Here is a 17,873-nt window from a genome sequence, read left to right as displayed (position 1 = left end):
GCCCTTCCGCTCGACGCCAAGTACGTCTCCCAAGAGGCTCACGCGACAGGAGCTTCCCGCCAACGGCGGAGACCGATGAATCGGTGCGTGCTGGTGACATCGCCTTCACCCTGAGCCGCGAACACAGCCTCGGCATGGCCAGGCGGCTCTGAACCGGGGCCGGCACTTTCCTGATCTCCCATCTTTGGCACCCAATCCAGACAGTCGCGAAGAGAAATGTCATCGAAAACGAGGACGGCGACAGGAATCTGATCTGGCAGGGCGGTCACTCCCGTAGGACCCCTCACACGCCAAACAACTCGATGAGGTGATCGTCAAGGTCAGCGACAAAATCCTCGCGCCTCCATTGCCGCAAGTCGTGGCGTGCACCGCGCAGCCTGATCATGACGACTCGGCCACCCGTCTCCGACGCGGCGTCGATGCAACCATGCAGCAGGTCGGTGCCTGATCGTGGATCGTCAAGGCGGATCCGCGCGATGGCCTGATCCGTGGCCACGATCGCGCGCTGTACCCGCTCGCGTGGCGCGACAAGCGACTCGGTGGAGCGAGCGAAGTAGTCGTGCGCCTCGGACACGTCCCCCACATACAGCTTCGTGACGCCCTCGAAACCACGCAGGAGAGCGGGCGAGAACGAGCCGGTCGCCGGGTCCCCGTCGCGATCACTGTCCATGTCGTACCAAGCGAGAGCGAGCGCGGTCTCCGCGTGCTTCTTCTGACCGGCTCGAGCTGCGATCTCCGCCTGCAAGGCGTGGGCCCGTGCCCGCACCGTCACGCTCTCCCCGGCTCGGGCGTCACGCACGGCGGCGTCGACGAGTGCCTTGGCGGCGTCGAGGCCCGGCGCTGAATACAGGGTGACGAGCGCGTGACTCAAGCGAACGACTGCACGATGCCATGGCGCGCCGACCCTGCCGGCCGCATCGGTTGCCGCAAGATACAAGGCCCTCGAGGCTTCGTCGTCTCTGGTCTCGAAGGCGAATCGGCCGGCCAGCATGAACGCCTGCGCAGCGATCCACTGCAGGTCGGCCACATGTGCCGGAGGAAGCGCTCCGGTGGTCAGCCGACGGCAGGACTCCACGATCGGCGCCAGCATGAGATGCAGCCGTACGAACGGGATACTCCCGACTTGCCCGTTCACGTTGGATACCGCCTCACGCAGCGCCACAAGCAGCTCTTCGTCGATACGAGATGGATCGGCCAGAGCTGCGGAGAGCAACTGCTGCGTTGGCGGACCGAGCAGCGCGAGCAGGCCGGCACCGGCGTCGGTGGTCGTACGCACGAGCAGGGTGTGGAGTTCGCTGAGACGCTGCTCGCTCTCGCCGAGGTGCCTGAGGGCATCGAGGAGTTCGGCAAAGTCGCTGCCGGTGCCGAGGGATGGCCGTCCTTCGGTGTCACCCGCGTACAGGTGCGCGAGGAGCAGTTGATACCGCTCGCTGGGCAGGATCGGCTTCGTGCTGGTTTCCCATCGGGCGACGGTTCGCTGCACGCTCGCGATGCTGACGTCGAAGGGCTGCCCGAGCCGGGCAGCCGTGTCGATGATGGCTCGGGCCGTGTCGGCCAGGGACCAGCCCCGGGCCAGTCGGAGTCGCTTCATGATGGCAGCGCCGACGAGCTTGTCGCGGGCGTTCATAGGCTCATGATGCCCGCTCCCGTGCCTCACACGGGTACGATCAGCCGTGGTTTTCCCTGTGAGGCTGCATAATTGATCGTCTGCCAGGTGCCGGACGTGCCTTCTGGCCCCTGGAGGGGGAATCCGATCACCATGGCAGCGTGATCGACCATCCACTGGTTTCGCGCATGATACGCGGGCGTTCGGAGCGTGGGAGCACTCAGCTCGATGATCTCCATGATGCGATCACGACAGCGGGCGACGGCTTGCCGTGCCTCAGCGGGTTGCTGTTCGACAGTGCCGGGCGTGACGATCGTGATCCGCGAGCTTGAGTTCCCGGCAAGCCATAGCAGGGACAAACTGTCGATGCCCGCCGCGCCGCCGATATAGAAATGCGCATCTTCCCTCGCGAACGGCCCGAGAAAGGCATCGAACAGGTCCGCGTACCAGGAGAGCTCACGGTGTCCTGTCGACCGTGTACCGGTTATCGCCACAGCGAGAGGCATTGATCAACTCCGTGTCATAGGTTGTCAGATCCCGCTCGCGTGCCCACTGAGATGCGATTGACCCATGCACGCGAACCGTCTCGCCATTCTGGCCGAGATCCTCAGGGCGCGCGGACTGTCCGTGACGAACGGTGACAACGGGTCGGTAATCGTCAGAAACCCGCTGTATCCGCGCATTGGTGAAGCCGTGGGTGCCATCAACGGCAGCTATCTGACCGACTACGGATATGAACTCGGAGAGCGAGGTGACGAGCTGGCGACAGCTGATCGTCTTGGTTATCTCCTCGGGATCCCTCGCACGTCACGCGTAGCGCCACAGCGGCCCTGTCGAGGCGCCGCGTGATAACCGATCCTCCCTCTGGGCTCGGCAGCGTGATGGTCGCCATCTATTTCACCAGCGCCGATGCTGATCCAGCGAAGGCGGCCGCTGGAGCGGCGGCCTGCAAGGCCAAGCACGGCATCGACATCTACCCCCGCACCAGGGACGAGATGAGATCACGGCTCTGGCAGGCCCCTTCGTCATCCGCGAGCCGGGAGTAGTGCGCACGATCGAGTTCGCGCCGGAACCGGTAAAGGCCGACGTCCGTCCCCGCCCCGCACTTCCTCCCTCATATGGATGACCGATCGTCCCTGAAACCCTCACCTTCTTGCTGGAGACCTCAATGAACGACCGCCTGGACTGGGAGCACCTTCCCCAGAGCGTACGAGACGTCATCGAAGACAAGACCGGCACCGTCATCAAGGCCGAAACCGTCATCGGCCGTCGGCCGGGGCTCGCCGCGCACCTGTACGCCGCACAGGACGACATCTTCATCAAAGCCATCCCGGCCGACAGCCCCGCCGCCGAGCCCTACCGGCGGGAACAGTGGGCGGGCTGGCACCTGCCAGTGGAGGCCCCTGCGCCGCGCTCACTGTGGAGCCTGGAGATCGACGGCTGGCTCGTGCTGGCCTCCGAACTCGTCAACGATCACGCCCGCCACGTGGATCTGCGACACGACTCCGAAGACCTGCCCCTCGTGCTGGACGCGGTGGGATGGCTCGCCGCCCAGCACTGCGCGATACCCGGCCCATCGGCAGTCGAGCACTTCAGCAGCCTGTACGCCAAAGGACGCCTGATGCTGGACCAGCCGCACGTGCGCAACCCCTACCTGCCCGCGCTGGAAGGATTCAACATCGACCGGCTGGGCGGCAGCACGCTCATCCACGGCGATCTCGGCCCCCGCACCCTGCTCACCAAGGACACCGTCATCTACGCGATCGACTGGTCGACGGCGTCCCTCGGCGCCTGGTGGATCGACCTGGCCCTGCTCGCACCGCAGCTCATCGCCGAAGGACACAGCCCGCAGCAGGTCGACGAGCTGCTGTCCGCCGCGGCGCCCGCCTGGGCGAACGCACCCGCGCGTGACGTGATCGGTCTGACGGCGATCTGCGGCTCCCACCACCTGTACCAGGCCGAGCACGGGCCCGACAACCGCCGAGACGATGCGCTGCGCCTCGCCCACGCCTGCCCAGCGTGGCTGACGCACCGGCTGGCCAGGCTCTGACCCGGCCCACCTCAAGGACATGATGATCGTGGCGTGGCCAACTCTGGCCAGGTGCGACGCCGTCACCGGCGCCGCGCTGCCACGCCGTGTGCGGGCGGCCCGGTGTCGACGTCCCCGCCGCACCGCACCACCCGGCAGCAGGCCGGGCGTCGGCTCACCATCGGCTCCTGACGCCCGGCCTGCGCCACCCACCATGTCCGGCGCTCTAGGCACCGCCGGCCGCGCCCTTTCGGGCGGCCGCCCGCCGCTGGATCCTGGCGACAGAGCAGGTTCGGCACACCACCGCCGGCCCCTGCCTACCCCGACCCCTTTCGGGCTCCAACGCCCGTCCACCTGCAAAGGCACCTTCATGCTCAACGCCATCCTCCTCGCCATGAACCAGAACTTCCCCACCGGACTGGACAAGGAAGGAGCCAGTCGCGGCAAGCCGTCGCCGCTCGCGTCCGACGGCGCACACGCAGGAGATCCGCCCACGTCCCAGCCACCCTCCGCTGCGGAGGGCAGCGCACGCGCCCGGTCGGAGCCCTCGCAGCAGCCGCCCCGGTGAGGCTCCGGCCGAGGCGACCGGCCGTGGGACGGCGAATCGCTGACGCCGTCCCACGGCCCGCTCACCTCAACGACCTACCCGAGGCAGGCGGCGAGCTCCTGCCCCCGGACGGAGGCTTCTACGGCAGCGCGCCGACGGCCGGCAAGCCGCCGCGCTGGCCATGGCTCGCCCACCTGCTCCGGCTTCTCGGCGAGACCGACAAGCCATCCCCGGATGAACCACGACGGCCACCCAACCCGATCCGCCACCCCCAACCCCCCAAGGAGATCAACGCATGACCAACCGAGGCGAGCCAGACGCACCGGAGGCGACGACGACCCGGCTCGCGTGGCACCACCTACCGGACGCCGTTCGGGCTGCCGTGATCGACGCCTGCGGTCCCGTCCGGCACGCCAAGCCCCATCCGAACGGAAGCCTGATCTTCCTGCGCACCGAAGCGGAACAACGCGTCTGCCTCAAAGCCGCCCGCGTCGGCACCGCGGCCGGCCTGGCGGTGCGGCGCGAGCAGCGGACCCGAGCCCTCCGCGACGACCTGCCCGCCCCCGGCCTGGTGCTGGCCGACACCATCGACGACTGGTACGTCACGCTCCTGCGCCACGTCAGCGGCTCCAACGCCCGCCTGCACCCCGACTCGGCCCACCTCGAACCCGTGCTGGCGGCCCTGGCCGGCCTCGCCCCGCGGCTCACCGCCGGCAGCGTCCCGGACGACGCGGTCCTGGCCGAGGCAGACCTCAGCCGCGTGGTGGACGACGCGTGGACCATCCTCGACAGCCACACGCCGCACCTGGCGCGCGAGGAACGAGGACTCCTCGAGCGAGCGCTGCACGGTTTCGAGATGGACGCCGCCGCCGGCACCACCCTGCTCAACGGCAACCTCGACCCGCGCAACATCCTGTTGACCCCCGGCGGTGTCCACCTCCTGGACTGGGGCCGGGCGGCCTACGGAGCAGCCTGGCTCGACGCGGTGCCGTTCGGGCTGCACCTCATCCACGACGGCCACGCCCCCGGCCAGGCCGAGACACTACTGGCCGACTCCTTCGGCAGCTGGCGTGCGGCGCCGCACAAGGCGGTGACCGGGCTGATCGCGGCGTGGACGGCCGACCACATCTTCCGCGCCGTCCGGCACCCCCAGCAGCAGGGCGCCGCCGTGCTCGTCCCCGCCGGGCTGCTCTGGCTGCGCCACCGGACACGCCCGGACTGAGCCCCCGACCCGGGACCGGATCGCACGGCGCTCGCACCTCAGCAGCAACCGGCGTCCCGGACCACGCATAAGCCGCTCACACCACCGCAGCGGCACGACCAAAGCCCATCGGACGGAGATCCGACCATGACGAACAACAGACGAACATCGGCCGCCGCGGCGACGCCATCGGCATCGCTTTTCACCGACGCCGTGACCGCCGCACCCACCACCGCACCCACCACCGCACCCACCACCGCACCCACCACCGCACCCACCACCGCGGTGCCCGTCCCGTCCCCCGGCTACGGCGGCTTCCATCTCCACCAGGTCAGCACTCCGGGAGAATCCAGCATCGCCCACCCGCACTCCTTGATGGATCAGGCGCTGACCTGGGGGAGCGGCGGCGAACTCCGCCCAGCGGCCGAAAGCCCGCCAGCGGCCGAGCCGCGGATCCCCCTGGCGATGCAGGCGCGTCCGGTCCCGCCGCCCCACCCGCTTTGGCGCATGGACCCGCGGCCTGCGACCGCCCACGTGACTGCGGCCAGCGGGCCGCCCTGCGCCGCAACGCGCAGCAACGACCGCCTCACCCCGCTCCTGGCCGGCGGCGCCTGCCCGCTGCGCGGCTCAACGCCCGAAACGGCGCCGCGATGAGCGCGGACCTGCCCAACCTCGGCCCACCGCCCACCCCGAGCGCAAGTCGAGCCATCCACTCGCCGGCACCGCGCGAGCGGGCACCCGAGGGCATCGACCCGAGCACCGCCAACGTGGCCCGCATGTACGACTACTTCCTCGGCGGTAAGGACAACTACCAGATCGACCGGGACACCGCCGAACGAACGCTGAAGAAGATTCCGGAACTGCGCGACACCGCCCGGGCCAACCGCAACTTCCTCGGCCGCGCCGTCACGGCACTGGCCGAAGAAGGCATCGACCAGTTCCTCGACTTCGGCTCCGGACTGCCCACGCAGAGCAACGTGCACGAGATCGCCCAACAGGTCAATCCGGACGTGAGCGTCGTCTACGTGGACATGGACGTGCAGGTGGCCTGCCACGGGCGCGCGCTGCTGGCCAGCGACCACCGAACCAGCATGGTGCAGGCCGACATCCGCGACATGCGCTGGATCCTCGCCATGCCCGAGGTGACCGCGCTGATCGACTTCGACCGGCCGGTCGCCATGCTCATGGTTGCCGTGCTGCACTTCCTGCCCGACGATGATCAGGTCGCCGCGATCGTCGACACCGCGCGCGAGCACATGGCCGACGGCAGCCGCCTGGTCCTGTCCCACGGCAGCGATCAGGACCTGCCGCCAGGCCTCGTGAGCGAAGGCCTGAAGATCTACAACGGCAACTCCAACGCCCCGATGACCCTGCGCGACAGCGAACGTCTCCAGGCCCTGCTGCCGGACTGGACGTGGGCGGATCCTCCGGGCCGGATCGTTCCTGTCTCGGATTGGCGCAGCGACGAGGTCACCGCTCGGCTCGACGCAACCCGAGCCAAGATCATCGGTGGTGTCGCCATCCCGCCCCCGCACCAGCCCACCCCGACCACCCACCCCGGCCACAACGGCAGCAGCATGACCTAGACCTTCCGCGGCACGCGCCACACCCCGTCGCAAGCCGTGCCGCACTCCCAGGAGGCCGGGTTTCGCCCGAACCTGGCCCCGGCAGGCCGCGAGGCAGGCAGGCCGCACACCCTTTCGCCTGCCTCGCGGCCCCGCTCCGCACGCCCTGCCCACCCCCATCCCCAATCCCCATCCCCTTCCCTGTCCCCGTCCTCGACGGTGAGACGGCGAAGCGGGCACCCCAGACGGTGCGCCCCGCCACCGCCCATAGCCCTTCCTCACCGGCCGCGCGGTGCCTGCGGCCGGTGAGGAAGCCACCGCCAGCGCGCACGTCCACCGCCGACGGCGCCTGACCCACACCCACCACCCAGAAAGATCAGCCACCCATGCGACAGTTACAAATAGTGATTGCTCTATCACTCGTGGTAATGTTGGGGGGCTGCGGCGCCCCCACCCCGCACACCGCCGACACTGGCGCGCCCCCGACCGCCATCACGGTCGGGATCATGCCCATCCCCGACTGCGCCACCATCGCCGCCGCCCAGCAAAAGGGATACTTCACAGCCGAAGGCCTACGCGTCACCACCGTGCAGGTCCAAGGCGGCGGCATCGCCCTGCCCAAGCTCGAATCCGGCGAACTCCAGTTCGCGATCATGAACTACGTCGCCGCCATCCAGAAACAATCCCGCGAACCCGGCGTGATCAAACTCGTCACCGACGCCTACCAGGCCGCCCCCAACGCCTTCGTGCTCATGGTCCCCGGCAACAGCCCCCTCAAGACCGTCAGCGACCTGCACGGCAAGCGCATCGCCGTGCTCACCCTCAACTCCGTCGGCACCCTCACCCTGGAAGCCGCGCTGAAAGTCGCCGGCCTCACCAAGCACGACGTGCACCTGTCCGAGCAGCCCGTGACCGAGATGATGAACCTCCTGGAACGCGGACAGATCGACGCGGCCTGGATGACCGAACCCTTCATCAGCGCCTACTACGCCCAGCACGGCGGACGCAAACTCGCCGACATGATGACCGGCCAAACCGCCGACCTGCCCATCGCCGGCTGGGCCACCTCCGCCACCTTCGCCAAAAACCACCCCAGCACCGTGCTGGCCTTCCAACGCGCCATGCAGCGGGCTCAAGCCGACGTCGCCGCCGACCGCGGACTCATCGCCAGGCTCCTGCCCACCTACACCAAGATCGACGCTGACGCCGCCGCCAACATCACGATCGGCATCTTCCCGCTCGACCTGGCGCCCAGCCGGATCCAGAAAGTCGCCGACCTCATGCTCGAATACGACTACCTCGCCGACGCCCTCGACGTCCGCCCCATCCTGATGCCGCCGCCGCCCATCCCCACCACACCGTCCGCCTCGATCCTCCCGCCGCCGCCCGCCAGCCGACGCCACCAGGAACTGACCCCATGACCGCCGACCCGTTCACCGGCCAGCCCACCGACCCCTCCGGCCAACAGCACGACCAGGCGGCCCCGCCGCCGGCGCTGCCCCAGCGCACCCGCGCCACCACCGCCGCGGCCCGCGGCGCCGACCTCGGCATCAGCCCGTTCGACCTCATCCAGCACATGATGGACGCCGTGCCCGACTTCGCCGCCCTGCACGCCGCCGTCGAGCTCGGCATCTTCGAACTCCTCTGCCACGAGAAGCTGACCAGCGACGAACTGGCGGCCTGCTGCGCATGCGACCCGGCAGCCACGCGCCGGCTGATGCGCTGGCTGCACGGCGGCCGGTTCGTCACCCTCGACTGCGACCGCTACCAGCTGACCCCGTACGGGCAGGTCCTCACCGCAGCCGCCGAACGCTCCCAGCGGCACGCCGTCCTGGTCACCGGATCGTCGTACTGGTGGGACGCCGCCGGCAACCTGACCGAGACCGTCCGCCGCGGCCACCCCGCATGGCCCACCGGCCTGCCCCCCTACGACTACCTGGCCCACCACCCGGCCATCGGCCGCGAATTCGACCTGTTCATGACAGCCCGCAGCGCCGCCGTCAGCCAGGACCTGGCAGCCTTCGACTACGACCACGTGCGAACCATCGCCGACCTCGGCGGAGGACTCGGCGGCGTCCTGACCGCCATCCTGCGCAAACACCCGCACCTGCGCGGCATCCTCGCCGACCGCCAGGACGTTCTCGACCGCGCCCGCGACCACCTCGCCACCCAAGGGCTGGCCGACCGCATCCAGCTCGCCGCAGGCGACCTGTTCGACCGCATCCCGCACGGCGCAGAGGTGTACCTCCTGTCGTCGGTGCTGCACAACTACAGCACCGCCCAAGGCGTGGACCTGCTCACCACGGTGCGCCACACCATCGAAGCTGGCGACCATCCCGCCGAGGTGTGGATCATCCAGGGCATGCTGCCCGGCCTGGCAGGCCAGCCAAGCCGCTGGTACAGCACCGACGCGCGCATGCTGTCGCTGTTCCCCGGCGACGGGGTACAGGACCGCGACGCCATGTTCCGGATGGCGCGAGAGGCCGGCCTGCACGTCCGCAAGACCAACCAGCTCCCGACGTCACAGCAGACCCTGATGATCACCCACCCCTGAACAGCCGGCCCCACCCACGCCGTGAGCTGCGCGCGCTTTTGGCCCTGACCGGACGCTGAACCCCCGAAATAGCCGCGTCCCTGGCCAAGCCGACACACCACATCGGCAGGCCAGGGACGCCACCCCTCCAGGACAACCATGGACGAACACGCCGACGCCGCGCTGCCCTGCGCGGCAATGCGGCAGCCGTATCAACAGCTCCCCATCTGGCCGGAACCCGCCAGCCCAACACCTGACCAGCTCTCCTGGCGGCGCCACCTCGACCACATCCGGCACATCACCACCCGCCCTGCCGCGCTGCAGCACGCCGGCTCTGCCCGGACCGACCGCATCGCCACCCCGTCGGCCGGGCATCTCCACCCCGATGTCGAGGCTGAGCAGAGCGAAGCGCGGATCGCGGCCCACTCCGGCGCCCGGCCCCGTCTAGCCCCCTCACCACTGTCAGCACAGCAGCCGATCAGCAGCAGGCCGAGGTGATGCGCAAACGCCTCGGGGCCGCCGCGAAGCTGATGCGCCGCAACCGGCACCTGCGCCGCTACACCGCGGCTCGCACCGCCTTCGTTCTGGGCACCACCACGGCACCGGCCGGGCTCGCCTTCGCGCTCCTCGCCGAGGACGGCGCAGCTGCCACCCTCGGCCTGGTGACGACCATCGGCCTGCTCGCTTACCTGGCCGTCACCCCGATCGCCGGCGTGCTGGCTGACCGCCTACCCCGGCACTGCATCATCGTGGCCTCCCAGCTCGTCTGCGGCCTCAGCCAAGGCCTGTCAGGCGCGCTGGTCATCAACGGCTCGGCCACCACCTGGTCCCTCGGCGGCTTGGCCATGCTGACCGCCGCCGCTGCCGCGTTCTTCCAGCCCGCGGCCAAAGGCATGCTCGCCGCCCTCGTCACCCTCGACGCGCTCGTCCCAGCCAACGCCCTCCTGCAGATCGCCGCAAGCCTTGCCGCGATCATCGGTCCCGCCACTGCCGGGCTGGTGATCGCGCTCGGCTCGCCCGGCTGGATCCTCGCCTGGACCGGAGCCGCCCACCTGCTGTCCGGCGCGATGTTCCTCACGGTGCGCCGCCCAGACGCCCACACCCCAGACCAGCGCCACGGGATCGGCAGAGAACTGCTCGAAGGGCTGTCCGCCTTCGCCAACCGCCGCTGGCTACGAGTACTGACCAGCCTGCACGCCCTGACCTCGGCCTGCTGGAGCGCCGGATTCACGGTCCTCGGACCGCTGTTCGCACTACGCCACCTCGAGGACGGCGCGCTCAGCTGGGGCATCATCGGCTCCGCCTTCGGCGCAGGCCTGATCATCGGCTCAGTCACCGCCCTGCTGCTGCCACCCTCCCGCATGGGCATGCTGCTGTGCGCCGCTGCCCTACCCGAGGCGCTGCTGTTGGCCAGCATGGCCGCCGCAGCCCCCACATGGTGGATCGCCATCGCCAGCGCGCTGGCCGGAGCCGCAGCGACGCTGAAACTCGTCTCCTACACCAGCCTGCAACAACGCGAGATCCCGCACGGACAACTCAGCCGGGTCACCGCCACGGCCTCAACGGTCGGAAGTGCGCTCGCGCCTGTCTTCTCCGCGCTGGCCGGCCCGCTGGCTGACGCCGTCGGAGTGCGGCTCGTGCTCGCCGGCTGCGCCGCCATCGCCGTAACCGGCGCGGCCGCTGCCTTCAGCGTGCGTGACGTGCGCCACCTCGGCGCACCCGCCTCACCTGACTTCTCGCGTGAAGGACAGGCCCGCCTGGTGATGGACTCGGTCCCCGTTCGGTGATCTTCAACGATGCTGGTTCGCGTGCCAAACGGGATCTGGCCCACAGTTTGTGATCGTTACGGTTCGAGCTATCTGTGTCAGCCATGCTGGAGAACGTTGGCGCACGATGACGTACAGCACGGTGTCAGCTGACGGACAGGCTGAACCGCCCCGATGCTGGCGCCGCACAGGTGCGGGTCGCGGTACTGCCGGGTGTCGAACGTGCAGGGCGGCGAGGACGCCCCAGCGCAGGCGCCGGTAGAGCTGGACGGCCGTGCCGCCGGGGCGGCCGCCGGGCCGTCATGGCATGTGCTCGTAGTAGGCGGGGAAGCCGGCCTGCCGGCGCTCGGCGGGGACAGCGACATGCGCTGCAGCCGGACGTAGACCGTTGAGCGCAGACCATGCAAGACGCTGTGAGCGACGCGGGTGGACAGGTAGGTCTGCTTGAGGGCCATCTGGTGCGCACCCTCGCCTCCCGGCTCCTTCCGCAAGACCTCGCCTCCATGACCATGCGTGGCGCCCGGCCCGCTGGACCGGAGCCGGCGACCGCAGCGCTGCCCCGCGCCATCGGCCGGACCATTCTCGCCGCCGGGGAACCTGTCGAAGTCGAACGCAAGGTCCACAGCCGCGACGGTCATGTGAAACTGGCCGGCCAGAAGATCGTCATCGGGCCTGGCTATCTCGGCCGACCGTGGTGCTCCGCCTGGACGGCCACCTCCTGCACGCCATCGCCGACAACGCTCTGATCGGCACCTGCCCGATACCCGCCGACCAACTTGCCAAGCTGACCGGAGCGCGCTCGGCGGCCACGCCGCTACCTCCACCTCCGCTGGCGCCGGGTTCCATTCGCGTCCAGCGTCGTGTCCACGCCCAGGGCAGATTCATGGTCGACGGGCAGTACATCAAGGTCGGACCCCGGCACGCCGGCAAGCTCGTCACCGTCATCATCGAAGACACCCACTTTCAGGTCCTGCACGGCGAAGAAGAACTCGCCATCAGACCGCGCAAGAACACCGCTCCGATCACCCGGATCCATGTCCGCGGCGTGGGCACCCCAGACCAACGACTCGTCAACCAAGTCCTGAGGACAACTGGTTAACCATGTCTTGAGACCTCACATTGACACGGTCAGGGCTCTCGCGCAGCGGCCGCGGTCAGGCGGTTGCTGAACCGGGCGAGCATGGTGGTCTGGATCGTGTCAGGGACCAGCCGGGCGAGCATCGGCGGGGTGCGCCAGTTGGCGGGATTGCGCTTGGCCAGCTTCGAGACCAGCGAGATGTGCGGGTAGCGGGCCTTTTCGTAGGCGCGCAACCGGGCCGCGGGATCGTCGCCGTCCTTGGCGAGCTCGCGCCCGAGCACCCAGGCGTCCTCAAGGGTCTGGTTGGCGCCCTGCCCCAGCGTGGGCGGCATCGTGTGGGCGGCGTCGCCGACCAGCGTGATGCGACCTTCGCCCCACACCGGGCGGACCTTGTTCCAGTGGTGGCCGAAGAACTCGAGATCGTCGTCGGTGGCGGCGGCGAGCACCTCGGAGACGGGCGAGGCCCAGTGCCCGAAGCGGCGGCGCAGTTCGGCCAGCGGTGAGGCGGGTCGCGGGTCGGTGGGTGACCAGCGCACGTCGAACCACCACTGCAGCAGCCCCTTGCCGGCGGGCATGAGGCCGCACGCGCCTTCCCGTCCCGAGACCATGAGATGGCGAGTCGTGTCGGTGATGGCGATGTCGATCGGGCTCAGGCCCTGCCAGGTTCCGAAGGTCGCCGGCTGGACGGCACCGTCGCCCCACAGCGTGCGGCGTACGACCGAGTGGTGGCCGTCGGCGCCGACAAGCACATCCCCCGTAACCGTCGATCCGTCGGCGAAGGTCACCATGACGCCGCCGCCGTCCTGCGTGACGCGTTCGCAGGTCACGCCGTAGCGGACGACGTCGTCGGGCAGCCCGTCGGCCAAGCGTTGCAGCAGGTGGTGGCGGGGAACCGCCTTGGTGGGAAAACCGTAGCGGCCGGCCGCGTGGGCGAGGTCCATGCTGGTACGCAGCCTGCCGCCGGAGGTCAGCGCGTCGATCCTGTCGATGCGCGCGCCGACGTCGTCCAGGCTGATGCCCAGATCGTTCAGGATGGCGTTGCCGTTGCTCCAGACGAGCAGCGCCTTGCCTCCTGTGCGGCGGGCCGGGGCCTGCTCGTAGACCCGTACCCGGTGGCCCATGGCCAGCAGCACCCGCGCGACGGCCAGGCCGCCCACCCCCGCGCCGATGACGAGAACATCCATCATTTCTCCGTTTCAAAGTATCTCCGATTTGAAGATACATCACTGTGGAGTAGGTTGGTCGGGTGGCCGCCCAGCACCCAGAAGAGACGATCTTCCGCGAGTTCATGATCGCGGTCCTGCTGCACAACGAGGCGGTCGCCGACAGGCTCGGCCTGCAACCGATCGACGTCGCCGCCACGATGCTGCTGGAGACACGCGGCCCGCTCCCCGTAGGCTCGATCTCCGAAGAGCTGCGGCTGCCGTCCGCCTCGACGACGCGGCTGATCGACAGGCTGGAGAAAGCGGGATACGTACGGCGACTGCGCGGCGAACGCGATCGGCGCACCGTCACCGTCGAACTGGTCGAGGACGGCCTGGACGACTACAACGCCGCCTGCCAGACCTCCAGGCGGCACCTGGATACGATCGCCCAGCATTACGAGCCGGAGCAGGCGCCATTGCTGCTGGACATGTTCGCCCGCGTCGCCACCGCTTACCGCTCGGCCAGCGAAGAACTACGAGAGGACACACCCTGAACCGCCCCATCCGCCCGTTCCCTTCCGGCTGTCCTTGTCCCTGACCAGCGAGTTTCTCAACAGGCCGACGTGGCGGCCGCCGCGGCCGGTTCTCCCTCCCGGATGGCTTGCACCTTGGCGCGCTGATCGTGGCAGCTGTCAACTTCGCGCAGCTTCCCGTCCTGCCGTCCTTGGACTACAAGGTGTGGACCGCCCCTGGGATCATCATGGCGGTAGCGCTCGTACGGGTGTGGATGCACCTCGCGGCTCCCTTACGGTCTCCGCAGTGTGGACAAGCTGGCCCATAGTCCTGAGATTCCACATCTCGGCGCTCGACCTCCGTCCGCCCCGGTCACTTCGCGCCGGACGCCCCTTACTGAATGGTCACAGCCGTGCCCGCGGTGCTCGTCACTCGGTAAGGGGACCGCACGTCCAGGAAGACCAGATGGCGGGGCGCGACGATGTCTGCCCGGTCGCCGCCGTGGCTGCTCGTCGCCGGTCCCGATAGGCGCTGCAGCTCACGCAGGGACCGAGGCGGGAACCCATCTGGGGCGTCTGGGCGGCCGACGCCTGATGTTCCTGTCGGCGAGTCCCCCGGTTCCAGCTCCTGCTGGCGTAGCGGCGGGGTCCCCTTCCGGCTTCGCAGCCTGCGGCACGGCTTCCCACCCTCGCAACCGTGTTCTCGCCCCGGCTCCGCCGCCCCTGGTGGGCGAGTTGCGGCCTGCCTGAGAGATCTTTTGCTGGCGCAAAACATCTTCAGCCAGGCCGCAACCACACGGTTGCGAGGGCAGTCCGCCGCACCGCCGACGGCTCGAGCGCCGGAAGGGGGGCCACCCCGCCCCAGCCCACAACATCGGCCGAGCACCGTAGCCGCCTTCCGGCAGCCCCTACCGTCGCACCCCCAAGGAGCTGCCATGATCACGCTCGTCCCGCCCTCCCCAGCGTCGACCACGACGCCCGCCGGCGAGCCCCAGCCGTCGATCGCCATCGTCGGCGGCTCGATCACCGGCCCCGCCCTCGCTCTACTGCTCCACCAGGCCGGCTTCACCCACGTGACCGTCCTGGAAGCCTCGTCAACCCCATACGCCCAATCCGGCGGCGTCCTCGGACTCGACCACGTCTCGCTCGCCACCCTCGACACCCTCGGCATCCCCCAGACCGAGCTGGTGCCCTTCCCCAGCGAACGCGTCACCGCCATCCAAGTCGCCGACCGCCGGGAGACCGGCCGCATCCACTTCGTCTACCCCGGCCGCAACACCGGCTGGCACCTGCTCAACACCGCCCTGCTCAACCGGCTCCCCGAAGGATGGCTGCAACCCGGCCGCCGCGTCCGCGCCCTACGCGCCGCCGACGACGGCACGGCGGTGCTCGACATCGCCGGCGCCGCCCCGATCCACGCCGACGTGGTGGTGTTCGCCGACGGGCGCCGCTCCCTCGGCCGCCGCCTGCTCGACCCCTCCCGGCCCCTGCGCTACGCCGGCTACGTCGCCTGGCGCGGCCAGCTCCCCGAGCACCTGCCCAACCTGTGCGCCTTCACCCGCTACGAGCCCGACAGCGGCCAGTTCAACCTCTTCCCCATCCTGCGCAAGGACGGCACCATCGCCGTCGACTGGACCTTCTACCTCAACATGACCAGCCAGCGCTTCCGCGACCTGCTCGGCTACGACCCCACCCACCGCACCTACGTCCTGCCCCACCAGATCGGCACCGCCGCCCGCACCGTCGTATTGTCCGAAGCAGAACGGCTGCTGCCCCCACCGGCCGTCGCAATGATCAGCGCGACCAGCGAGTGGAACGCCGCCCCCGTCCTGGACATCGACCCACCCCAGCGCATGCTCCACGCCGTAGGGCAGGCGCCGGCCATCCTGCTCGGCGACGCCCTAGCCCCCGTCCGCCCGCACACCGGCCGCGGCGCCAACCACGGCATCCACCAGGCCCACGGCCTGGCCATCGCCCTCAGCCAGCACCTCCACCACGGCGCCGACCTCGACGCCGCCCTGGCCGGATGGCAGGAACGCTCCCTGCCCGCCGTCCATCACGCGCTCCACCTGGGCCCCTACCTGGGCGCCGCCATGGGCCTCGGCCTGAACCCCACACCGGTTCCCGCCTGAGCGGTCCCTACCGGCCAGCCCGGGACCTCCACCCGGGCTGGCACGTCCGCCTCACACACACCCAGCAACACCCGGCGAGCGGATGCCCCTACACCTGCGCATCGACACCACCACCGACGACGGCCAACAGCGGATCTGGGCTCCTCGACCGAAAGCCGCGCCGCCCTCACCAACGCCCTCACCAACGCCGTCACCAACGCCGTCACCAACGCCGCCGACGCCGGGGCCTTCGCCCGAACACCAGACCACCTCGCAGCTACGCCCAACGATCCCCACCGATAACGCCGGCCCGCAACCCGCCCAGCCGCCGACGCGCATGCCGGTGACTGTCCCCGGCCCGCCACGAAAGGCCCCGCCATGATGACGACCACAGTACGAGCCGACCTCACCGAACTGCTCGGCTACCTCGGCAGCGAACTCGCCGACCCTCAAGGAGACCTTCGTGTGGTGCTCCTTCACACCATGGCCGAACTTGCCCGCATCCTGCGCGACGACCTCCACGACGAGGACTGGCCCACCCCGCCCCGCAACTGCCGAAGAAAGCAGGACCAACCCCTCCGACCGGCATGAAGGGTCGTTCGCACGGGAGCCTGCCCGTCCCGGACCTCATACAGGTGCGCGACGGAAGCTGCATGTGGCAGCGGGCCGCGTACGTGCTCAGGTGTCAGCCGGATGCCAGTACAACGTTCGGCCAGCGCTAACGCCGCCTCGACGAACCGCCCACGGGGCGCTTGCCATTCCTCGTCATCCTCATCGAACTCATCGACCAGTCCGAGGTCTTCCTGATGCGGCAGGAGTCGGTCCGGTTCGGCGCCCCAGCGCGGTTCATCGGGGAACATCGGGTCGAGACCAGTGATCACCTTTCCATCGACGGCGTAGATGAACCTGGCGTGGTGATTGACGTTGTTGTGAACGCTGGCCAGCACAGTAGCCGCCGATAGCGGGCGAACGGCGTCGCGCATGATCCCCAGATAGCCTGCAGGCTCGACGATGACCGAGCCGCCCTCAGCAGGGCCCACCTCGATGTAGCCCCCTGCCTGTAGAGGTTCGTCCGGTTTGACCGCGAGGCGTTCCAGTACCTCTGCGGGCTGCGGACCGGCAACAAGGGTGAAGCAGAACCCCGAGACGCCGAGGCTGCTTCGGAATTCCTCCCACCAGAGGTAATCCTGCGTTGTCGCATGCGTCACGGATGGCCTCGCTCGATCGGTGGTGGCTGTGTTCGACGATGCGGACGCCCACGCTAGCGGCGAGCACCGACTCGATCGCCAAGTGGCTAATTCCAGGCGCCGGGCACCTGGTAGGGCACCTTGCCTTCGAGTTGCTCCTGGTCGAGTACCTCGCCCTTCAGGGGCAGCGCAACGGTGATCTGTTGTCCCCAGCGGAGTAGCGAGTGTCCGCCTCGACGCGGAGCACGGAACCCTTCCAGTGGTGCAGGACTCCCTTGGCCGTAACTCGCTAGTAGTACTTTGTTAGTTCGTTAGGGTGGGCGCTGATGGCAGGTGGGACAGCGTCCACTCCAGGTGGCTAACAACACCTGGAGAACGGCCAGGATCTTGTAGAAGGTCAGCCCGCGCGAGCCGCTTTTGGGCTGGTCAACCGCAGCTCGGTGAGGAACAGGTGGGCAGCCGAGACCAAGGTGACATGCCGATGCCAGCCGTTGTAGGAGCGCCCCTCGAAGTGGGTCAGGCCCAGGCCGGTCTTGAGCTCGCGATAGTCATGCTCGATGCGCCAGCGGATCTTGGCCAGGCGAACCAGGTCT

The 17,873-nt window shown here is 69.1% G+C and carries 19 protein-coding genes; 13 read left to right on the top strand and 6 right to left on the bottom strand.

Translation table 11 applies throughout. The features are described from left to right. Positions 1-283: 283 nt before the first annotated feature. Positions 284-1,627 carry a hypothetical protein gene (locus AB0I79_RS47165; RefSeq protein ID WP_357888182.1) on the bottom strand — a complete coding sequence of 448 codons (1,344 nt, stop codon included), beginning with the start codon at positions 1,625-1,627 and terminating at the stop codon, positions 284-286. A gap of 26 nt (positions 1,628-1,653) precedes the next feature. Next, positions 1,654-2,112 (bottom strand): hypothetical protein, encoded by a 459-nt coding sequence (locus AB0I79_RS47160; protein WP_357888179.1) that lies wholly within the window; start codon positions 2,110-2,112, stop codon positions 1,654-1,656. Between the two features lie 64 nt (positions 2,113-2,176). Here AB0I79_RS47160 and AB0I79_RS47155 point away from each other — a divergent pair, with 64 nt between their 5' ends. The 11 genes from AB0I79_RS47155 to AB0I79_RS47105 all read left to right on the top strand — a co-directional run bounded on the left by AB0I79_RS47155 (position 2,177) and on the right by AB0I79_RS47105 (position 12,346). Beyond that, positions 2,177-2,455 (top strand): hypothetical protein, encoded by a 279-nt coding sequence (locus AB0I79_RS47155; RefSeq protein ID WP_357888176.1) that lies wholly within the window; start codon positions 2,177-2,179, stop codon positions 2,453-2,455. Between the two features lie 319 nt (positions 2,456-2,774). Then, positions 2,775-3,656 (top strand): hypothetical protein, encoded by an 882-nt coding sequence (locus AB0I79_RS47150; RefSeq protein WP_357888173.1) that lies wholly within the window; start codon positions 2,775-2,777, stop codon positions 3,654-3,656. Positions 3,657-4,477: 821 nt separating this feature from the next. Further along, a complete protein-coding gene (locus tag AB0I79_RS47145; protein ID WP_357888170.1) occupies positions 4,478-5,404 on the top strand; it encodes a hypothetical protein in 927 nt (308 codons plus the stop codon). 126 nt (positions 5,405-5,530) lie between these two features. After that, the gene (locus AB0I79_RS47140) at positions 5,531-6,037 is read left to right on the top strand and encodes a hypothetical protein (RefSeq protein ID WP_357888167.1); all 507 of its coding nucleotides are present in this window, start codon (positions 5,531-5,533) and stop codon (positions 6,035-6,037) included. Continuing rightward, positions 6,034-6,969: an SAM-dependent methyltransferase gene (locus tag AB0I79_RS47135; RefSeq protein ID WP_357888164.1), complete on the top strand. Its 936-nt coding sequence runs from the start codon at positions 6,034-6,036 to the stop codon at positions 6,967-6,969. The genes AB0I79_RS47140 and AB0I79_RS47135 overlap by 4 nt, the downstream gene beginning before the upstream one ends. A 407-nt stretch (positions 6,970-7,376) precedes the next feature. Further along, on the top strand, positions 7,377-8,369 hold the full coding sequence (locus AB0I79_RS47130; protein WP_357888434.1) for an ABC transporter substrate-binding protein: 993 nt from the start codon (positions 7,377-7,379) through the stop codon (positions 8,367-8,369). Further along, positions 8,366-9,502 (top strand): methyltransferase, encoded by a 1,137-nt coding sequence (locus AB0I79_RS47125; RefSeq protein ID WP_357888161.1) that lies wholly within the window; start codon positions 8,366-8,368, stop codon positions 9,500-9,502. The genes AB0I79_RS47130 and AB0I79_RS47125 overlap by 4 nt, the downstream gene beginning before the upstream one ends. 138 nt (positions 9,503-9,640) lie before the next feature. After that, the gene (locus tag AB0I79_RS47120; protein WP_357888158.1) at positions 9,641-9,979 is read left to right on the top strand and encodes a hypothetical protein; all 339 of its coding nucleotides are present in this window, start codon (positions 9,641-9,643) and stop codon (positions 9,977-9,979) included. Continuing rightward, on the top strand, positions 9,979-11,268 hold the full coding sequence (locus AB0I79_RS47115) for an MFS transporter (RefSeq protein WP_357888155.1): 1,290 nt from the start codon (positions 9,979-9,981) through the stop codon (positions 11,266-11,268). Before AB0I79_RS47120 ends, AB0I79_RS47115 begins: the two co-directional genes overlap by 1 nt. A 392-nt stretch (positions 11,269-11,660) precedes the next feature. Next, the gene (locus AB0I79_RS47110) at positions 11,661-11,993 is read left to right on the top strand and encodes a hypothetical protein (RefSeq protein ID WP_357888152.1); all 333 of its coding nucleotides are present in this window, start codon (positions 11,661-11,663) and stop codon (positions 11,991-11,993) included. Beyond that, positions 11,939-12,346, top strand: coding sequence for a hypothetical protein (locus tag AB0I79_RS47105; protein WP_357888149.1), 408 nt, complete (start codon positions 11,939-11,941; stop codon positions 12,344-12,346). Before AB0I79_RS47110 ends, AB0I79_RS47105 begins: the two co-directional genes overlap by 55 nt. A 29-nt stretch (positions 12,347-12,375) precedes the next feature. Here AB0I79_RS47105 and AB0I79_RS47100 read toward each other — a convergent pair whose 3' ends face one another. Continuing rightward, positions 12,376-13,512: an NAD(P)/FAD-dependent oxidoreductase gene (locus AB0I79_RS47100; RefSeq protein ID WP_357888146.1), complete on the bottom strand. Its 1,137-nt coding sequence runs from the start codon at positions 13,510-13,512 to the stop codon at positions 12,376-12,378. 59 nt (positions 13,513-13,571) lie between these two features. Between AB0I79_RS47100 and AB0I79_RS47095 the strand changes: the two genes are divergently transcribed. Together AB0I79_RS47095 and AB0I79_RS47090 are read left to right on the top strand one after the other, a co-directional pair. Continuing rightward, positions 13,572-14,024, top strand: coding sequence for a MarR family transcriptional regulator (locus AB0I79_RS47095; protein ID WP_357888143.1), 453 nt, complete (start codon positions 13,572-13,574; stop codon positions 14,022-14,024). Positions 14,025-14,917: 893 nt separating this feature from the next. Further along, complete coding sequence (locus AB0I79_RS47090) at positions 14,918-16,114, top strand: FAD-dependent monooxygenase (protein WP_357888140.1); 1,197 nt, start codon at positions 14,918-14,920, stop codon at positions 16,112-16,114. Positions 16,115-16,165: 51 nt separating this feature from the next. On the opposite strand, the gene AB0I79_RS47085 is transcribed toward AB0I79_RS47090, so the two are convergent. From AB0I79_RS47085 to AB0I79_RS47075, 3 genes are all read right to left on the bottom strand, one after another. After that, positions 16,166-16,615, bottom strand: coding sequence for a hypothetical protein (locus AB0I79_RS47085; RefSeq protein WP_357888137.1), 450 nt, complete (start codon positions 16,613-16,615; stop codon positions 16,166-16,168). Beyond that, entirely contained in the window at positions 16,570-17,301 is a 732-nt protein-coding gene (locus AB0I79_RS47080; protein ID WP_357888134.1) for a DUF6461 domain-containing protein, read from the bottom strand. The genes AB0I79_RS47085 and AB0I79_RS47080 overlap by 46 nt, the downstream gene beginning before the upstream one ends. Before the next feature lie 376 nt (positions 17,302-17,677). Then, positions 17,678-17,873, bottom strand: a 196-nt coding sequence (locus AB0I79_RS47075; protein ID WP_357888131.1) for a transposase, incomplete at its 5' end; no start/stop codon positions are given.

The organism is Nonomuraea sp. NPDC050202 (assembly GCF_040656115.1).
Lineage (GTDB): Bacteria > Actinomycetota > Actinomycetes > Streptosporangiales > Streptosporangiaceae > Nonomuraea.
The sequence above is the reverse complement of the archived record's forward strand: the minus strand, read 5'-3'. Positions and strand labels throughout refer to the sequence as shown.